Annotated in this window: 17 protein-coding genes and 1 riboswitch; of the genes, 12 read left to right on the forward strand and 5 right to left on the reverse strand. The window is 64.8% G+C overall.

Going from position 1 to position 16,819, the window contains the following annotated elements; all coding sequences use genetic code 11:
* Positions 1-10 precede the first annotated feature (10 nt).
* Positions 11-862 (reverse strand): formyltetrahydrofolate deformylase, encoded by an 852-nt coding sequence (gene purU / locus QMG52_RS00925; RefSeq protein ID WP_502920421.1) that lies wholly within the window; start codon positions 860-862, stop codon positions 11-13.
* Between the two features lie 97 nt (positions 863-959).
* A riboswitch (ZMP/ZTP riboswitch) is annotated at positions 960-1,045 on the forward strand.
* 115 nt (positions 1,046-1,160) lie between these two features.
* Between purU and glyA the strand changes: the two genes are divergently transcribed.
* The 7 genes from glyA to QMG52_RS00960 all read left to right on the forward strand — a co-directional run bounded on the left by glyA (position 1,161) and on the right by QMG52_RS00960 (position 7,872).
* Positions 1,161-2,453 carry a serine hydroxymethyltransferase gene (gene glyA, locus QMG52_RS00930; RefSeq protein ID WP_283558551.1) on the forward strand — a complete coding sequence of 431 codons (1,293 nt, stop codon included), beginning with the start codon at positions 1,161-1,163 and terminating at the stop codon, positions 2,451-2,453.
* A gap of 16 nt (positions 2,454-2,469) precedes the next feature.
* Complete coding sequence (locus tag QMG52_RS00935) at positions 2,470-3,402, forward strand: bifunctional methylenetetrahydrofolate dehydrogenase/methenyltetrahydrofolate cyclohydrolase (protein ID WP_283558622.1); 933 nt, start codon at positions 2,470-2,472, stop codon at positions 3,400-3,402.
* A gap of 126 nt (positions 3,403-3,528) precedes the next feature.
* A complete protein-coding gene (locus QMG52_RS00940) occupies positions 3,529-4,083 on the forward strand; it encodes a hypothetical protein (RefSeq protein WP_283558552.1) in 555 nt (184 codons plus the stop codon).
* A gap of 171 nt (positions 4,084-4,254) precedes the next feature.
* A complete protein-coding gene (locus QMG52_RS00945) occupies positions 4,255-5,139 on the forward strand; it encodes an exodeoxyribonuclease III (protein WP_283558553.1) in 885 nt (294 codons plus the stop codon).
* 43 nt (positions 5,140-5,182) lie between these two features.
* Complete coding sequence (trpS, locus tag QMG52_RS00950) at positions 5,183-6,202, forward strand: tryptophan--tRNA ligase (RefSeq protein ID WP_283558554.1); 1,020 nt, start codon at positions 5,183-5,185, stop codon at positions 6,200-6,202.
* Between the two features lie 4 nt (positions 6,203-6,206).
* Positions 6,207-6,884, forward strand: a complete 678-nt coding sequence (locus QMG52_RS00955) for a 2'-5' RNA ligase family protein (RefSeq protein WP_283558555.1) — start codon at positions 6,207-6,209, stop codon at positions 6,882-6,884.
* On the forward strand, positions 6,808-7,872 hold the full coding sequence (locus QMG52_RS00960; RefSeq protein ID WP_283558556.1) for a YihY/virulence factor BrkB family protein: 1,065 nt from the start codon (positions 6,808-6,810) through the stop codon (positions 7,870-7,872). Before QMG52_RS00955 ends, QMG52_RS00960 begins: the two co-directional genes overlap by 77 nt.
* 428 nt (positions 7,873-8,300) lie before the next feature.
* Here the strand turns inward: QMG52_RS00960 and QMG52_RS00965 are convergent, their stop codons facing one another.
* From QMG52_RS00965 to sdhC, 4 genes are all read right to left on the reverse strand, one after another.
* Positions 8,301-9,098 carry a succinate dehydrogenase iron-sulfur subunit gene (locus QMG52_RS00965; RefSeq protein WP_283558557.1) on the reverse strand — a complete coding sequence of 266 codons (798 nt, stop codon included), beginning with the start codon at positions 9,096-9,098 and terminating at the stop codon, positions 8,301-8,303.
* A complete protein-coding gene (sdhA, locus tag QMG52_RS00970) occupies positions 9,098-10,885 on the reverse strand; it encodes a succinate dehydrogenase flavoprotein subunit (RefSeq protein ID WP_283558558.1) in 1,788 nt (595 codons plus the stop codon). Before sdhA ends, QMG52_RS00965 begins: the two co-directional genes overlap by 1 nt.
* A 103-nt stretch (positions 10,886-10,988) precedes the next feature.
* Positions 10,989-11,453, reverse strand: a complete 465-nt coding sequence (locus tag QMG52_RS00975; RefSeq protein ID WP_283558559.1) for a succinate dehydrogenase hydrophobic membrane anchor subunit — start codon at positions 11,451-11,453, stop codon at positions 10,989-10,991.
* A 2-nt stretch (positions 11,454-11,455) separates the two neighbouring features.
* Positions 11,456-11,836 carry a succinate dehydrogenase, cytochrome b556 subunit gene (gene sdhC, locus QMG52_RS00980; protein WP_283558560.1) on the reverse strand — a complete coding sequence of 127 codons (381 nt, stop codon included), beginning with the start codon at positions 11,834-11,836 and terminating at the stop codon, positions 11,456-11,458.
* 329 nt (positions 11,837-12,165) lie between these two features.
* Between sdhC and QMG52_RS00985 the strand changes: the two genes are divergently transcribed.
* From QMG52_RS00985 to QMG52_RS01005, 5 genes are all read left to right on the forward strand, one after another.
* Complete coding sequence (locus QMG52_RS00985; RefSeq protein WP_283558561.1) at positions 12,166-13,341, forward strand: mannose-1-phosphate guanylyltransferase; 1,176 nt, start codon at positions 12,166-12,168, stop codon at positions 13,339-13,341.
* Positions 13,342-13,431: 90 nt separating this feature from the next.
* Entirely contained in the window at positions 13,432-14,634 is a 1,203-nt protein-coding gene (locus QMG52_RS00990) for an amidohydrolase (protein ID WP_283558562.1), read from the forward strand.
* Positions 14,635-14,765: 131 nt separating this feature from the next.
* Positions 14,766-15,203, forward strand: coding sequence for a MarR family winged helix-turn-helix transcriptional regulator (locus QMG52_RS00995; protein WP_283558563.1), 438 nt, complete (start codon positions 14,766-14,768; stop codon positions 15,201-15,203).
* Positions 15,204-15,243: 40 nt separating this feature from the next.
* The gene (locus tag QMG52_RS01000; RefSeq protein ID WP_283558564.1) at positions 15,244-15,729 is read left to right on the forward strand and encodes an organic hydroperoxide resistance protein; all 486 of its coding nucleotides are present in this window, start codon (positions 15,244-15,246) and stop codon (positions 15,727-15,729) included.
* A complete protein-coding gene (locus tag QMG52_RS01005) occupies positions 15,726-16,817 on the forward strand; it encodes an NADP-dependent oxidoreductase (RefSeq protein ID WP_283558565.1) in 1,092 nt (363 codons plus the stop codon). The genes QMG52_RS01000 and QMG52_RS01005 overlap by 4 nt, the downstream gene beginning before the upstream one ends.
* The last annotated feature ends 2 nt before the right edge of the window (positions 16,818-16,819 follow it).

The following is a 16,819-nucleotide window of genomic DNA, read 5'->3' on the forward strand; positions in this document are numbered from 1 at the left end:
GGGGCAGCGATCAGTTGAAGACGACGGTACGGTTTCCATCCAGCAGCACGCGGTGCTCGGCATGCCACTGGACCGCCTTAGCCAGCGTGCGGCCTTCCACATCGCGGCCCATCGCCACGAACTCCTTGGTGGAGTGGGCGTGATCGACGCGGATGACCTCCTGCTCGATGATGGGGCCCTCGTCCAATTCGCCCGTGACGTAGTGGGCGGTGGCGCCAATAATCTTCACACCGCGGGCATGGGCCTGGTGGTAGGGGCGGGCTCCCTTGAACGCGGGCAGGAAGGAATGATGAATGTTGATGGCCTTGCCGGCCAGCTCGCTGCACAGCTCATCGGAAATGACCTGCATGTAGCGCGCCAGCACCACGAGCTCCACGTTGTGCTCGGCGACCAGTGCCCGCAGCGCGTTCTCGGCGTCGGACTTCGTTTCGGCCGTCACGGGAATGTAATGGAACGGGATGCCGTAAAACCTGGCCAGCTCCGCCAGCTCACGGTGGTTGGAGACGATGGCCGGGATTTCAATGGGCAAGGTGCCCGAACGCTGCAGAAACAGCAGGTCGTTGAGGCAGTGGGCGGCCTTGGACGCCAGGATCAACGTACGGACCGGAGCGCCTGCGGGGTGCAGCTCCCAACTCAGGGAAAACTCGGCGGCAACGGACTCCAGCTGGCTGCGCAACCGGGGATAGGAGGTGCCGGTTTCCACCGCCACACGCATGAAAAAGGTGCCCGTGACCGGATTCCCGTATTGCTGGGAGTCCGTTATGTTGCATCCGGCGGCCAGCAGCGAACCGGACACAGCATGCACGATTCCCGGCCGGTCCGCGCAGGACAACGTCAGGATGAAGCCGGGCTTTGCGGCGATTGCTGTCTCGGTCACCCGATTAAGGGTACCTGCGGTCGCCCCGCAGACCGGCGGTTGGGGCCGGCACGCCCGTAACAAAGGACGCCTGTAATACAATTAGCGGTGTTGTGACTGGCGTTAGGTGGGGCACCACCGGGGAGCAGCGGTGTGCAAGACCACGGATCGTACGCCTGGGCCGAGGGTCGCGTTTTGCTTGTTGAACCTCGGCAACTGCGTTCCGCCGCCTCGGCTGCGGGCGCCGTCCCTCAACCGGTAACCTGACCTGTAGCAGTTTCCTCACGCCCACCCAGGAGTCTTCGTGTCTACTCAATCCGCCCAGTCAGTGACCAATCTCCCGCTCGCCGATCTGGATCCCGAGATCGCCGCCGTCCTCAAGGACGAACTCGGCCGCCAGCGAGGCACCCTCGAAATGATCGCCTCGGAAAATTTCGCGCCGCGGGCGGTGCTCGAAGCCCAAGGCTCCGTGCTGACCAATAAATACGCCGAGGGTTACCCGGGGCGCCGGTACTACGGCGGCTGCGAATATGTCGACGTGGCGGAAAACCTGGCGATCGAACGGGTTAAGACGCTGTTCGGAGCGGAGTACGCGAATGTGCAGCCGCACTCGGGCGCCCAGGCCAATGCCGCCGCACTCGCGGCGATGATCACACCCGGGGACAAGATCCTGGGTCTGTCGCTGGCCCACGGCGGCCATCTGACCCACGGCATGAAACTGAACTTCTCTGGCAAGCTCTACAAGGTTGCCGCCTACCAGGTCGAACAGGATACTTTCCGGGTCGACATGGAAAAGCTGCGCGAGCAGGCCATTGCCGAAAAACCGCAGGTCATCATCGCCGGCTGGTCCGCCTACCCGCGGCACCTTGACTTCGCGGCCTTCCGTTCCATCGCCGACGAGGTCGGGGCGCTGCTCTGGACAGACATGGCCCACTTTGCCGGTCTGGTCGCCGCAGGACTGCACCCGTCCCCGGTCCCGCACTCCGACGTCGTGACCTCCACCGTGCACAAGACGCTGGCCGGCCCGCGCTCGGGCGTCATCCTGGCTAAGCAGGAGTGGGCCAAGAAGATCAACTCCGCCGTTTTCCCCGGTCAGCAGGGCGGACCGCTAATGCACGTCATCGCCGCCAAGGCCGTGGCCTTTAAAATCGCAGGGGGAGCGGAGTTCAAGGAACGCCAGGAGCGCGTGCTGGAAGGTGCCAAGATCATCGCGGACCGGCTCAGCGAGGCCGACGTGGCGAAGTCCGGCGTCTCGGTGTTGACCGGAGGCACGGACGTTCACCTGGTGCTGGTGGATCTGCGCAATTCCGAGCTGGACGGCCAGCAGGCCGAGGATCTGCTGCACGGCGTGGGAATAACCGTCAACCGCAACGCCGTACCGTTTGATCCCCGTCCGCCCATGGTGACGTCCGGGCTGCGGATCGGCACCCCGGCCCTGGCTACCCGGGGCTTTGGTGCGACCGAGTTTACCGAGGTGGCTGACATCATTGCGACCGCGCTGAAGAACGGCCCGGCCGGTGATCTCGAGTCCCTGCGCGCTCGGGTGGAGAAGCTGACCGACGATTTTCCGCTGTACCCCGGCCAAGAGGAATGGTGATCCCGTGACCAACAGCATGAGTCCCACGCGCGCAAAGACTCCCTTCGGCACGCCGGTAGCGGCGCAGGTTCTGGACGGAAGGGCGACGGCGGCGGCCGTGAAAAGTGAGCTGGCCGTCCGTGTCGAGGCGCTCAAGAGGCGTGGTATCACGCCCGGTCTCGGCACGGTCCTGGTCGGCGAAGATCCCGGCAGCCAGTGGTACGTGCGGGGTAAGCATCGTGACTGCGCCGAGATCGGGGTCAACTCGGTACGCCGGGATCTGCCGGCGGACATCAGCCAGCAGGAGCTGGAAGCCGTGCTGGATGAGCTGAACGCGGATCCGAACACCACCGGCTACATCGTCCAGCTCCCGCTGCCGGACCACATCGACACCAATGCCATTTTGGAGCGCGTTGACCCGGCGAAAGACGCCGATGGCCTGCACCCGACCAATTTGGGCCGGCTGGTGCTCAACGTCAGTTCCCCGGTGAACGCTCCGCTGCCTTGCACGCCGCACGGCATCGTGGAGCTGCTGCTGCGGCACAAGATTGCGCTGAACGGCAAGAAGGTGCTGGTGATCGGCCGCGGCGTCACCGTGGGACGCCCGTTGGGCCTGTTGCTGACCCGGCGCTCGATCAACGCGACGGTGCTGCTGGCGCACACCGGCACCCTTGACCTTCCGGAACTGCTGGCGATGGCCGACGTGGTGGTAGCCGCGGTGGGGATGCCGGCAATGATCCAGGCCGCCGAGCTCAAGGAAGGCGCGATCGTGCTGGACGTGGGTGTGAGCCGGGTGGTGGACGAGGAAACGGGCAAGTCCAAGATTGTCGGCGATGTCGACCCCGACGTAGCCGACGTCGCCAGCTGGCTCTCTCCCAACCCGGGCGGTGTGGGGCCGATGACGCGTGCCATGCTGCTGGCAAATGTGGTGGAGGCGGCCGAGCGGCAGACAGGCATCATCGCGGACTGACCCGCTGGCAATGTGAGGTGCCCACAAGGGGGCGGTTCACGCCCCATGGCCCACTACGGGCACCTCAGGTTTCCGCCGGTGGTGGAACGTCCTGCCGCCGGCGGTGGCTTTTGACATACTGAAGGCATGTATTCTCTCGGCAAAGACGGTGGCAGAAGCCCGCAGCGGCCCGGCCGATGGACCGGAACCGGGACCATTGTGCTGGCCCTGGTTTTCCTGGTGGCGCTGGTCTTCGCGGCCAACAGCAATGACGTGCTTGGCTGGTTCATCGCCGCCGTCGCCCTGGGCTGGCTGGCCCTCTCCACCTTTGTCTACATCGGAGTGCACAAGGCCGCCCGCTTCGGCGCCGAGCAGGTCCGCCGGGCCCAAAGCACCCTGGCCGGGGTCAACGGAGCCGGCGGTCCGCCGGCTCCGGCGGGAAAGAAAGCGCGCGGGACCACCCTGATCGACGACGGTTCTGCCGGCATCCGCGATTTGAAGCTGGACCACAGCTTCAAAATTATCCAGGTGCAGGCCGGCCTAATCGAGGAACAGCTGGGCCGGGGAACCGGCGCCGATTCCGCGGCCATGATGCGCGCGCTGGAAACGATTTCGATCACCGCCCATAACGGTCGTGGCATGGTCAGCAACAGCGGCGGATCCGACGACGGCGGCCCGGTCAGCGGCGTCGTTCTCGACTAAGGCGGCCGGCCGGGAGCGCGGACACAGGCCGCGGTTTGCGGGATGCGCTGAAACGGTAAAGTGGAACGGGTGAGCATGTCAACGAATACAGCAACGGCACCACGGCAGTTGGCCACGGGGCAGTTAATCACCGCACGGCAGTTATCCGCCACAGAGCCCCTGACGGCAACCATGACAGAGCTGGTGCCTGCGGCGGCAGACGTCCCCGGAACGGCGCCCAAGAACGGCCTGCGGATCGCCTCCGTCAATGTCAACGGGATTCGGGCCGCCTATAAGCGCGGCATGGCCCAGTGGCTGGCCGCGCGGGACGTGGACATCCTGGCCCTGCAGGAAGTCCGTGCGCCGGACGCAGTGGTGCAGGACCTGCTCGGCGACGAATGGCACATTCTGCATGCCGAGGCCGAGGCGAAGGGCCGCGCCGGCGTTGCGATCGCCTCCCGCCGGGACCGGATCCAACCGGTGGAAACCCGGGTGGGGATCGGTGATGATTACTTCGCCGCCGCCGGCCGCTGGGTGGAGGCCGATTACCGGGTCACCGACGCCGACGGGCAGACCAGAAAGCTCACCGTTGTCAGCGCCTATGTGCATTCCGGGGAGGTGGATACACCCAAGCAGGTCGACAAGTACCGCTTCCTTGACGTTATGGCTACGCGCCTGCCGCAACTGGAACGGGAGAGCGACCATGCCCTGGTGGTGGGAGACCTCAACGTCGGTCACACCACCTTGGACATCAAAAACTGGAAGGGCAACGTCAAGCGGGCCGGTTTTCTGCCGGCAGAGCGCGCCTACTTCGACAGGTTCTTCGGCGACGAATTCGGCTGGGCCGACGTGCACCGCCGGCTCGCCGGTGAGGTTGAGGGCCCCTACACCTGGTGGTCGTGGCGTGGGCAGGCCTTCGACAACGACACGGGCTGGCGCATTGACTACCACATGGCCACCTCCGCACTGGCAGCGGCGGCCGGCGCCGCCGTCGTCGACCGCGCGCCGTCCTGGGACACGCGCTTCTCCGACCACGCGCCGCTGGTGGTCGATTACCGGCTCGGCGTCCAGCCCTAGGCACCCACCTATCCCGCTATCGAGATTTGAGAGTTCAGAATTGATGACTGCAGCACGCCAGCGCATCCTCTCCGGAGCAAAGCCCACCGCCGATTCCCTGCATCTGGGGAACTACATCGGCGCCGTGCGCAACTGGGTGCAGATGCAGTCGGAGTACGACGCGGTCTTCTTCATTCCCGACCTGCATGCGGTGACTGTTGATTTCGAGCCGGACATGCTGGCCAGGCGGACCCGCACGGTTGCCGCGCAGTACATCGCGGCCGGAATCGACCCGGAGAAGTGCATCTTCTTTGTCCAGTCGCAGGTGCCCGAACACGCCGAGCTGGCCTGGGCGCTGAACTGCATTACCGGCTACGGTGAGGCCGCACGGATGACGCAGTTCAAGGACAAGACGCAGAAGGGCGGTTCCGAGGCCGCCACGCTGGGACTGTTTGCGTACCCGACCCTGATGGCAGCGGACATTCTGCTCTACCAAACGGATCTGGTGCCGGTGGGCGAAGACCAGCGTCAGCATCTGGAACTGACCCGGAACCTGGCCCAGCGCTTCAACGCCAGGTTCGGCGAAACCTTCACTGTGCCCGATGCGAAGATCCTCAAGGAATCCGCCAAGATCTATGACCTGCAGAATCCGGTGGCCAAGATGTCCAAAACCGGGGAATCCGCCAGCGGGTCGATCCAGCTGCTGGAGGATCCGAGGATTGCCGCCAAACGGATTAAAACCGCGGTGACGGATGACGGCACCGAGGTCCGCTTTGATATTGAAACCAAGCCCGGTGTCTCCAACCTGCTGACCATTTATTCCACCCTCACGGGGCAGCAGATCCCCGAACTGGAGCGGCTCTACGAGGGCAAAATGTACGGGCATCTGAAAGCGGACCTGGCCGACGTGATGGTCGACTTCATCACTCCGCTGCGGGACCGGACGAACGAACTGATGTCCGATCCGGCGGAGCTGGACCGGCTGCTGGCCGGCGGTGCGCGGCGGGCCCGGGAAATTGCGTCGGTGACGCTGCGACAGGTGTACGACAAAATGGGCTTCCTCCCGTTGCAGGGTGGCCGCTAGCACCATGGCCAAGTCAGCCGATCAGCGTGCATCAACGAGGGCCGCCGGCAGCGGCGAGCTCCTGAACGCGCACGCCGACGGCCGGCTAAAGGCCGGCGCGGATCCTGACCCCCGCTGTGTGGGGATCATCGTGGCGCTGCCCGAACCGTTGGCCACGGAAATCACAAACTTCAGGCGCTCCTTCGGCGATCGGCTGGGGGCCGTCATCCCGGCACACATCACCTTGGTGACCACCACGCCCGCCGAGGACTGGGAGGAAACCGTCGGACACGTGCGCGAAGTGGCGCGGGAGCAGCATCCCTTTACGGTGGCCGTCAGCGGGACCGCTTCATTCCGACCCGTGTCACCGGTGGTCTATCTGCAGATTCAGGAAGGGTTTGAGGAGTGCGTCCGGCTGCACGAAAAACTCCAGAGCGGGCCGCTGGCACGGGACCTGGCCTTTAACTTTCATCCGCACATCACCGTGGCCCACGACATCGGCGCCGCGGGTCTGGACGAGGCCGCGGGAACGCTGGAGGACTTTGCGGCCACCTTCCCGGTAACCGGGATGGGGCTTTACGAGCATGATAGTTCTGGTGTGTGGCTACTAAAGGAAGAGCTGAACTTTGGCGGAACGTCTGAAAAACAAAGCACCCGACGATGCGAAGCCGCTGCCGACCGAGCTGGCAAAACTCAGGCTTGAGGTAATTCGCAAGCAGACCGCCTATGGGCGCGCCAAGCGGGAGGGTGCCGGCCGGCTCGGCGTCTTCATCGCCTGGCTGAACTCTCAGCTGGCCCGAGCCAACACGTTGCGCCCGCTGCGCACGATGGCACAGTACAACATGAGGCGCGGCCCCGTGATGGCCGCCGGCATCGGCTTCACCATGTTCTTTTCCATCACCGGTCTGCTCACCACCGGGTTTTCGATCGCCGCGCTGGTCCTGAAATCCGACAAGGTTCTGCTGGACGCGTTGGTTGCCAGCGTCGCGACGAGCGCACCCGGACTGTTGAAGGTCGACGGCGGCGATGGTCTGGTCGATCCGCAGTCCCTGCTGAATCCCGCCGGGCTCGGGTGGACGGCAATCATCGCCGCCGTCGTCACCATCGTCACCGCGCTGAATTGGATCGCGTCGCTGCGCATCGGCATGCGGGGCGTGGCGGGGGCCCCCGCGCCGACAGTAAATCCCGTGATGATGAAGCTTAAAGACGCCGGGACGCTGCTGCTGCTGGGCGTTGCGCTGGTGCTCACCGCCGGGGTGACGGTGATCTTCGGCGGTGCGCTGGACGCCATCACCACCGCCCTCAAACTCGACCCGGCAGTGGCGAATCCCGCAGGTTTCGGACTCGGGGTCTTGGTGGCTGTCGCGCTGAACTGGCTCACCGCGACCATCTTGTTCAGGCTGGCAGCGGGGCTGAAACCGGACCGCGGAATTTTCCTGCAGTCCACCCTGCTGGCGGGCGTGGGTGCCACTGTTCTCCAGCTGCTCAGCGGGCTCCTGCTGGCCAGGGCGGGAGCAAACCCGCTGCTGGCCCCTTTCGCGGTCATTATCGGTCTGTTGATCTGGTTCAACTTCGTCAGCCAGGTTTTCCTGATTGCGGCCGCGTGGTCCGCCGTGGGGCAGGCCGACATTAATGCCGCTGTTGTCCCAGCGGATCAGCGGGGCCGGGCGCGATCCCTGCGGCGTGCCTGAGGAGCCCTCCGGATAAACGACTGAGCAGTAGATGTCCGATACGGGGCCGAAACGGACACCTGCTGCTCAGTCGATGGGGGTGGGGGCGCCGGTCTGCCGCGGAGGACTGGACCCGGCGGCTCAGACCGGGCCGTCAACCATTCAAGGAACCGGTGACGGAAAACCGGGGCGTGTAGAACCTCCAGACGCTGACAACTGCCGGCGTCGCCCTTTCACCCAAAATCATCGCCGATGCGGAGGAACGATGGTCGGAGGCGCTGGGCTCCGAGCGCTACCGGGCGCTGCGCCGCTCCTTGTTTGAGATTGGCTCCGCAGCAACTCCGCACCAGCCCCGAACTACGGGTCCGTGTGCGCGATTCTGCGACGTGCGCCGTGCCAAGGTACCCGCGTTGGGGACCGGCGCGGACGCGCCTGTACCCTGCGGGGTCTTAGACCCGGCGGCTGAGGATGGCTTGTTTGACCTCGGAGATCGCCTGCGTGACCTGGATGCCGCGCGGGCACGCCTCGGTGCAGTTGAAGGTGGTGCGGCAGCGCCACACGCCTTCCTTGTCGTTGAGGATCTCCAGGCGCATGTCGCCGGCGTCGTCGCGGGAGTCGAAGATGAAGCGGTGCGCATTCACAATCGCGGCCGGCCCGAAGTACTGGCCGTCCGTCCAGAACACCGGACACGAGGAGGTGCACGCCGCACAGAGGATGCACTTGGTGGTGTCGTCAAAGCGGGCGCGCTCCTCGGCGGACTGCAGGCGTTCCCTGGTGGGCTCGTGGCCCTTGTTGATCAGGAACGGCATGATCTCGCGGTAGGACTGGAAGAACGGTTCCATGTCCACGATCAGGTCCTTCTCCACCGGCAGGCCCTTGATGGCCTCCACCGTGATCGGCTTCTTCGTGTCCAGGTCCTTCAGCAGCGTCTTGCAGGCCAGCCGGTTGCGTCCGTTGATGCGCATCGCATCGGACCCGCAGACACCGTGAGCGCAGGAGCGGCGGAAGGACAGCGAACCGTCGTGCTCCCACTTAATCTTGTGCAGGGCGTCTAGCACGCGGTCCGTGCCGTACATGGTCAGCTCGTAGTCTTCCCAGCTGAAGTCCTCGGAAATTTCCGGGTTGTACCGGCGAACGCGCAAGGTGATGTTGAAGGTGGGGATTTCGCCGCCGCCGCCAACGTGGGCGGGCAGTTCGATTTTCGAAGCCGGCTCGGGGGCCGTTTCGGCAGTTTCAATGGGGCTCATTAGTACTTCCTCACCATCGGCTCGTAGCGCGTAAAGACAACCGGCTTGGTTCCCAGACGGATGCCGGCCGTGTGCTCCTTATTGGCGGTCTCCTGGACCTTATAGGCCATGGAATGCTTCATGAAGTTCTCGTCGTCGCGCTCCGGGAAGTCCTCACGGAAGTGCCCGCCGCGGGATTCCTCGCGGTGCAGCGCGGCGACGGTCATGACCTTGGCCAGTTCCAGCAGGAAGCCCAGCTCCACGGCTTCGAGCAGATCAAGGTTGAACCTTCTGCCCTTGTCCTGGACGGTGATGCGCTGGTAGCGCTCCTCCATCGAAGAAATGTCGGTGAGCACCTGGTTGAGGGTCTCCGCCGTGCGGAACACCTGCATGTTTGTGTCCATGGTGTCCTGCAGATCCTTGCGGATCAGCGCGACCTTTTCGCCGCCGTCGGACGTCCGGACATGGTTGAGCAGCTCAACCGTGTAGGCCTCGGGATCGTCCGGGAGGTCGACATAATCGGCGGTTTGGGCATACTCGGCTGCCGCAATGCCCGCACGCTTGCCGAAGACATTGATGTCCAGCAGCGAGTTGGTGCCCAGCCGGTTGGAACCATGCACGGAGACGCACGCGACCTCGCCGGCGGCGTAAAGGCCCGGAATGATCGTGTCGTTGTCCTGCAGGACCTCGGCCTGGACGTTCGTCGGGATGCCGCCCATGGCGTAGTGCGCCGTCGGGAAGACCGGAACCGGTTCCGTGTAGGGCTCCACACCAAGGTAGGTGCGGGCAAATTCCGTGATGTCCGGGAGCTTGGCGTCGATGTGCGCCGGCTCGAGGTGGGTCAGGTCCAGGAGGACATAATCCTTGTTCGGACCACAACCGCGGCCCTCGCGGACCTCATTGGCCATGGAGCGGGCCACAATGTCGCGCGGGGCAAGGTCTTTGATGGTCGGGGCGTAGCGTTCCATGAAGCGCTCGCCCTCGGAGTTGCGCAGGATCGCGCCCTCGCCGCGGGCCGCCTCGGAAAGCAGGATGCCCAACCCGGCAAGGCCTGTCGGATGGAACTGGAAGAATTCCATATCCTCCAACGGGATGCCGCGGCGGAAGGCGATGCCCATGCCGTCACCGGTCAGCGTGTGCGCATTGGAGGTGGTCTTGAAGACCTTGCCGGCGCCGCCGGTGGCGAAGATGACGGACTTGGCCTGGAAGATGTGGAGTTCGCCGGAAGCCAGGTCATAGGAGACGACGCCGGCAACGCGCTTGTGGATCCTGGTGACGCCGTCGACGGTGACTTCCTCATCGACCATGAGCATGTCCAGGACGTAGTACTCGTTGTAGAACTCCACGTTGTGCTTGACGCAGTTCTGGTAGAGCGTCTGCAGGATCATGTGGCCGGTGCGGTCCGCGGCGTAGCAGGCGCGCCGGACGGGCGCCTTGCCATGATCACGGGTGTGGCCGCCGAAGCGGCGCTGGTCAATCCGGCCCTCGGGGGTGCGGTTAAACGGCAGGCCCATCTTTTCCAGGTCCAGCACCGCATCGATGGCCTCCTTGGCCATGATCTCCGCGGCGTCCTGATCCACCAGGTAATCGCCGCCCTTGATCGTGTCGAAGGTGTGCCATTCCCAGTTATCTTCCTCCACGTTCGCCAGCGCGGCGCACATGCCGCCCTGGGCCGCCCCGGTGTGCGAGCGGGTGGGGTAGAGCTTGGTCAGTACAGCGGTGCGTGCGCGCTGGCCGGATTCGATGGCGGCACGCATGCCCGCGCCACCGGCCCCGACGATAACGACGTCGTACTTATGGACCTGCATACTGGATGCTCTTTCTCTCAAACTGCGGTTAAAGCGTGTGGGTGCTTCCTGATGGCCGCGGCGAAGCGGCTGGTGCGGAGCGCTGTTCTTGCTGCCGCTGCTGTTAGCGGGCGGTGCAGAAGGACGGCAGGTCGGTCACGGCGCCGGCCGGGCACGGATCAAAGGTGAAGATGACCAGCGTGCCGAGGACGATGATGACCACCGTTGCGACGTAAAGCACGGTCTTGAGCGCCATCCGCGTTCCATTGCGCTCGGCGTAGTCGTTGATGATGGTCCGCACACCGTTGGTGCCATGCAGCATGGCGAGCCAGAGCATGAGCAGATCCCAGATCTGCCAGAACGGGCTGGCCCATTTGCCGGCCACGAAGCCGAAGTCGATGGCGTGGACGCCGTCGCCGACCATCAGGTTCACAAACAGGTGACCGAAGATCAAAACCACCAGCACCACGCCGGAGAGCCGCATGAAGAGCCACGCGACCATCTCGAAGCTGCCTTTGCCGCCTTTGCTGCGGTTGTACTTCACATCGATCTTGCCGCTGCGCGGGGCGTCGATTATAGGTGTTGCCATGTTTAGTTCCCCCCGAAAACGATGGAAAGCTGGCGGATCAGGAACGGCACCATCGCCACGACCCACAGGATCAGAACGGCCCAGAGGAGCTGAGCCTGGTACTTGTTGCCCTTTTTCCAGAAGTCAATGGCAATGATCCGTAGCCCATTGAACGCGTGGAAAACGATTGCGGCGACCAGACCGGCCTCGCCCAGACCCATGATCGGGTTCTTATACGTGCCAATGACGGCGTTATACGCTTCCGGGGACACGCGCACCAACGAAGTGTCCAGGACGTGCACCAACAGAAAAAAGAAAATCACAACACCCGTAATACGGTGTCCCACCCAGGACCACATGCCTTCTCGGCCGCGGTACAGAGTGCCAGCTGGTTTTGTCGGCACGCAATAATCCTCTCTGCATCACAGCGGCGCTAGCGTGGTTCCACGCGGGGTTACGCTCGTTGCGAGAGCACTCGTAGCTCAGGCCTAAATGTAGGCTTCGCTTACAGCTTATTCAAATTAGGCGCTCCTTGCTCTATCGCCTTGGTCACAGGCGTTACGCATTGGTCCCGCAGGGGCGTTCCGGCGCCGAAAGGTGCCCGGACTTGGCCGGACGTGGCCCGACGTCGCATAAACGTGCCCGGACGTGGGCCGGACGTGGCCGGACGTGGCCGACGTGCCCGGACGGGGCCGCGCAGGCCGTTGTGGGCTGTCCACTAGACTGACGGGTGATGAATACTGAATCTTTAGGCACACCGGCCGCACGGTCCGCGGAAGAGTGGTCCGCGCAAAACCGGTCAGTGCAGACACTGGACAGATTTTATGCGGTCATCCCGGCCGGCGGCGTCGGGACCAGGCTATGGCCGCTGTCCCGGGCCGCCGCGCCGAAATTCCTTCATGACCTGACGAATTCGGGCAGCACGCTGCTGCGCGCCACCTACGACAGACTGGCGCCGCTGGCCGGGGATCGTGTGGTAGTGGTAACAGGCACTGCCCACCGGGAGGCCGTCTGCCGGCAGCTGCCCGAGATCAAGGACGCGGACTTCGTGCTGGAAAGCGAGCCTAAGGACTCGGCGGCCGCCATCGGACTGGCCGCCGCCATCCTCTACCGCCGGGACCCTGACATCATCATGGGCTCATTCGCCGCCGATCAGGTGATCAGCCCGGACGGCGTCTTCCAGGACGCCGTCCGTGAGGCGATCTTCACCGCCGCGACGGGCAAGATCGTCACCATCGGCATCAAACCCACGCACCCCTCCACAGGGTTCGGTTACATCCGCACCGGTGAAGCACTGGACATCGCCGGTGCGCCCAGCGCCCATGCCGTCGTCGAATTTGTGGAAAAGCCGAGCGAGGCGGTGGCCGAGGAGTACCTGGCCAGCGGCGACTACAACTGGAACGCCGGCATGTTTGTGGCTCCGGTGGCGCTGATGCTCAAGCACCTGGAACAGAATCAGCCGGAACTGTACAGCGGCCTGACCGAGATCGCCAACGCATGGGATACGGACCAGCAGCAGGAAATCACGGCCCGGATCTGGCCCACCCTGCCGAAAACGGCCATTGACTATGCCGTGGCCGAACCTGCGGCCGACGCCGGCGATGTCGCCGTGATTCCGGGAACGTTCAGCTGGGACGACGTCGGAGACTTTGCCGCCATCGGCCGGCTCAACAGCGCCAAAGAGGTCGACGACGTCACGGTCGTCGGCGAGGGGGCCCGCGTTTTCACCGAGGGAGCCTCCGGCGTCGTAGTCACGGACACCAAGCGCGTTATTGCGCTGATCGGCATCAAGGACGTCGTTATTGTGGACACCCCTGATGCACTGCTCGTGACGACGACGGCGCACGCACAGCAGGTGAAAAGCGCCGTGGACCATCTCAAGGCCAGCGGCGACACTGACGTTCTATAGCCGGACCGGGTTCACCGGCGGGTTGGGGCGCGGCCGTAACTCTGGGCCGTGAATGACCTTGATGCGGTCCGGGGTCGCTAGAGTTTCTGTGTGCGCAATTACTCATTAGAGACCGAACCGACAGCTCTGATAAACCCCTGGCTGGAACCGAGAATCGCCGAGATGCTGGCGTTCAGACGGGATCTTCACGCACATCCGGAGCTTTCGCGGCAGGAATTCCGCACCACTGACAGATTGATGGCACGGCTCATCGCCGCGGGTCTGGCACCGCGGCGCGTGTCGGGCACCGGGCTCTTTGTTGACGTCGGCGACGGCCCGATCGCCACCGCCCTGCGCGGTGACATTGATGCGCTGCCGGTCATGGAGGAAACCGGCCTGTCGTTTGCCTCCCGGAACCACGGTGTCACCCATGCCTGTGGGCATGACATCCATACCACCACGATGCTGGGAATCGCCTTGGTGTTGACGGACATGCACGCGCAGCGGCCGCTGGGGGCTACGATACGGATCATTTTCCAGCCCGCCGAAGAGATTATGCCCGGCGGCTCGTTGGACTGCATTGCCCAGGGCGCGCTGGAGGGCGTGCCGCGGATCATGGCCCTGCACTGCGACCCGCGGATCGAGTTGGGACACATCGGTACGCGCATCGGCTCGATCACCAGCGCGTCGGACACCATCAAGATAGAACTCTCCGGCCGGGGCGGACACACCTCCCGTCCGCACCTGACCGAGGATCTGGTCTTCGCACTGGCCGAGATCGCCATCAACGTCCCGGCCGTTCTCTCCCGCCGGGTGGATGTGCGCAGCGGCGTGTCCGTGGTTTGGGGCCAGATCGGTGCCGGATCCGCGCCGAACGCCATTCCGGGCACCGGCTTCATGGCCGGCACCATGCGCTGCCTGGACCGCGAGGCCTGGCACGCGGCCGGTGAGCTGCTGGACGAAGTGGTGCAGCAGGTCGCCGCGCCGTACGGCGTGGATGTCCTGTTGGAGCATACCCGGGGCGTTCCGCCGGTGGTGAATTCGGAACATGAAACTGCGCTGATCGAGGCCGCGGCCCGCGCCGAACTGGGCGAGAACGCCGTCGTTCTGGCGCCGCAGTCAATGGGCGGGGAGGACTTCGCCTGGTTCCTGCAGGACACACCGGGAGCCTTGATGCGGCTGGGGACGCACGTGCCCGGCGGGGAACAGTACGATCTGCACCGCGGCGATTACATTGTGGATGAGCGTGCGCTGGGTCTGGGGATCAGGGTGCTCGGGGCAGCCGCCCTGCGGGCCATCCGCGACCTCACTTAACCCCGCGCGCTGCCTGCCTCATCCATGGGGGAGGAGGCGGGTGCCTGGGATAAGCGGGGGACGTGGATGGCGAAGGGCAGGCGTCTATCCGATAGGTTTTGCACAATGGAATTGTGTACTACGTTTGAGGCATGGATGGGCGCGACGTTCTCAAGCGGCAGGTCTGTTTCGCGCTGTACTCCGCCTCCAGGGCTGCCACTGCGCTCTACCGGCCAATGCTCAGCGAGCTGGGGCTGACGTATCCGCAGTATCTGGTGCTGCTCCTGCTCTGGGAGCGGGATGGCGCGTCGGTGCGCGAGCTGGGGGAGGAGCTCGCACTGGATTCCGGTACATTGTCCCCGCTGCTCAAGCGGCTGGAGGCCGCCGGGCTGGTGCGGCGTCAGCGTAGCGCCGACGACGAGCGGCGGGTTCAGGTGCACCTGACGGACGACGGCGCCGCCTTGCGCGAGCGGGCAGCTGCGGTTCCGCAGCAGCTGGCAGAGGCAGCGGGCCTCGGCCCCGGCGAGCTGGATCAACTGCGGGGCACACTATCCCGGCTGACCGCTGCCCTGCACGCTGCGGCAAGCTGAAAACCACCACCACCACCCCCCCCCACCACCCAGGACGGCCATGGAAATTCTTTACACCGGACAAGCCCATGCCACCGGCTATGGACGCAACGGCCAGGCCCGCAGCTCCGACGGCAAGCTTGAGGTGACACTGGCAGCGCCGGTGGGACTGGGCGGAGACGGCAACGGAACCAATCCGGAACAGCTGTTCGCTGCCGGCTATGCCGCTTGCTTCCACTCCGCTCTGCGGCTGGCAGCGCGTCGCCACAAGGCGGATGTCTCCGGTTCCACGGTGACCGCCAACGTCGATTTCGGCGCAGTCGGCGAGGGTGCCTACGGGATCGCCGTGCGGATGGAGATCGGTTTGCCACGGTTGAAGCCATCCGCCGCCCGGGAACTGGCCGAGGCGGCCCATCTGATCTGCCCATACTCCAATGCCACCCGCGGCAATATCAGCGTCGAACTGAGCATCCTGGCCCCGCCGGCCATGAGTGCCTGCAGCAGCATCAGAACCGTTACCCAACCCGCAATGGAGGCATCCGCATGAGCAATGAATCGCACAACCACGACACTCCCGCCGTCGATAAATCAGCACTTCCCCGCACCACCCGCGAGGTGCAGCTCGCGTCCCGTCCGCAGGGGGAGCCCGTGCCGGAGAACTTCCGGCTCACGGAATCGGACATTCCCGCTTTGGCGGACGGTCAGATCCTGGTCCGCAATACGGCCATGAGCGTGGATCCGTACATGCGGGGCCGCATGAACGATGTAAAGTCCTACAGCCCACCGTTTGCCCTGAATGCGGCGCTCGACGGCGGCGCGGTGGGCGAGGTGATTGCCTCGCGCAGCGCCGCACACAAAGTGGGGGACGTCGTTGTCCACGCACTGGGCTGGCGTGACTACGCGGTGTTGGCCGAGGGGGAGGCCCGGACCGTGGACAGCACGCTGTCGCGGCCGACGGCGTTCCTCGGCGCCCTCGGCATGACCGGGCTCACCGCCTATGCCGGCCTGACCGAGGTGGCGGCCTTCAAGCCCGGAGATACCGTCTTTGTCTCCGCCGCCGCCGGCGCGGTGGGATCCCTGGTGGGGCAGATCGCTAAAAACCTCGGCGCGGCACGCGTGATCGGCAGCGCGGGCTCGTCGGAAAAGGTGGCACGGCTGCTGGAGCTGGGCTTCGACGCGGCCTTCAACTACCACGACGGACCGGTCAAGGATCAGCTCAAGGCTGCCCTGCAACGGACGGGCGCCGCAACGCCCGGCGCCTCGGATGCGGCCGGAATCGACGTCTACTTCGACAATGTGGGCGGCGAACACCTTGAGGCCGCCATCTCAGTGTTGAACCGGTTCGGCCGGGTTGCCATGTGCGGGGCGATCTCGCAGTACAACAGCACAGCGCCGGTCAGTGGTCCACGGAATCTAGCGCTGGCGATCGGCAAGCAGCTGACACTGCGGGGGTTCATCGTGGGCAGTTACCAGTACCTGGCGGAGGAATTCGCCGGGAAAATGGCGCGATGGCTTGGCGACGGTGCGGTCCGCTTCGATGAGACCTTCGTGCACGGCCTGGAAAACGCGCCGCAGGCCTTCATCGATCTGCTCCGCGGTGCCAACACCGGGAAAATGGTCGTGACGCTGGACTGACA

This window comes from Paenarthrobacter sp. PH39-S1 (assembly GCF_030063245.1).
GTDB lineage: Bacteria > Actinomycetota > Actinomycetes > Actinomycetales > Micrococcaceae > Arthrobacter_M.

What these genes read in the sequence shown, in the direction of transcription:
- QMG52_RS01005 (WP_283558565.1), top strand. Translation starts at nt 15,726, where the DNA reads ATGAGCAATGAATCGCACAACCACGACACTCCCGCCGTCGATAAATCA.
- sdhA (WP_283558558.1), bottom strand. Translation starts at nt 10,885, where the DNA reads ATGCAGGTCCATAAGTACGACGTCGTTATCGTCGGGGCCGGTGGCGCG.
- QMG52_RS00945 (WP_283558553.1), top strand. Translation starts at nt 4,255, where the DNA reads ATGACAGAGCTGGTGCCTGCGGCGGCAGACGTCCCCGGAACGGCGCCC.
- QMG52_RS00995 (WP_283558563.1), top strand. Translation starts at nt 14,766, where the DNA reads ATGGATGGGCGCGACGTTCTCAAGCGGCAGGTCTGTTTCGCGCTGTAC.
- QMG52_RS00975 (WP_283558559.1), bottom strand. Translation starts at nt 11,453, where the DNA reads ATGGCAACACCTATAATCGACGCCCCGCGCAGCGGCAAGATCGATGTG.
- QMG52_RS00965 (WP_283558557.1), bottom strand. Translation starts at nt 9,098, where the DNA reads ATGAGCCCCATTGAAACTGCCGAAACGGCCCCCGAGCCGGCTTCGAAA.
- QMG52_RS00985 (WP_283558561.1), top strand. Translation starts at nt 12,166, where the DNA reads ATGAATACTGAATCTTTAGGCACACCGGCCGCACGGTCCGCGGAAGAG.
- QMG52_RS00935 (WP_283558622.1), top strand. Translation starts at nt 2,470, where the DNA reads ATGAGTCCCACGCGCGCAAAGACTCCCTTCGGCACGCCGGTAGCGGCG.
- QMG52_RS00940 (WP_283558552.1), top strand. Translation starts at nt 3,529, where the DNA reads ATGTATTCTCTCGGCAAAGACGGTGGCAGAAGCCCGCAGCGGCCCGGC.
- QMG52_RS01000 (WP_283558564.1), top strand. Translation starts at nt 15,244, where the DNA reads ATGGAAATTCTTTACACCGGACAAGCCCATGCCACCGGCTATGGACGC.
- QMG52_RS00955 (WP_283558555.1), top strand. Translation starts at nt 6,207, where the DNA reads ATGGCCAAGTCAGCCGATCAGCGTGCATCAACGAGGGCCGCCGGCAGC.
- trpS (WP_283558554.1), top strand. Translation starts at nt 5,183, where the DNA reads ATGACTGCAGCACGCCAGCGCATCCTCTCCGGAGCAAAGCCCACCGCC.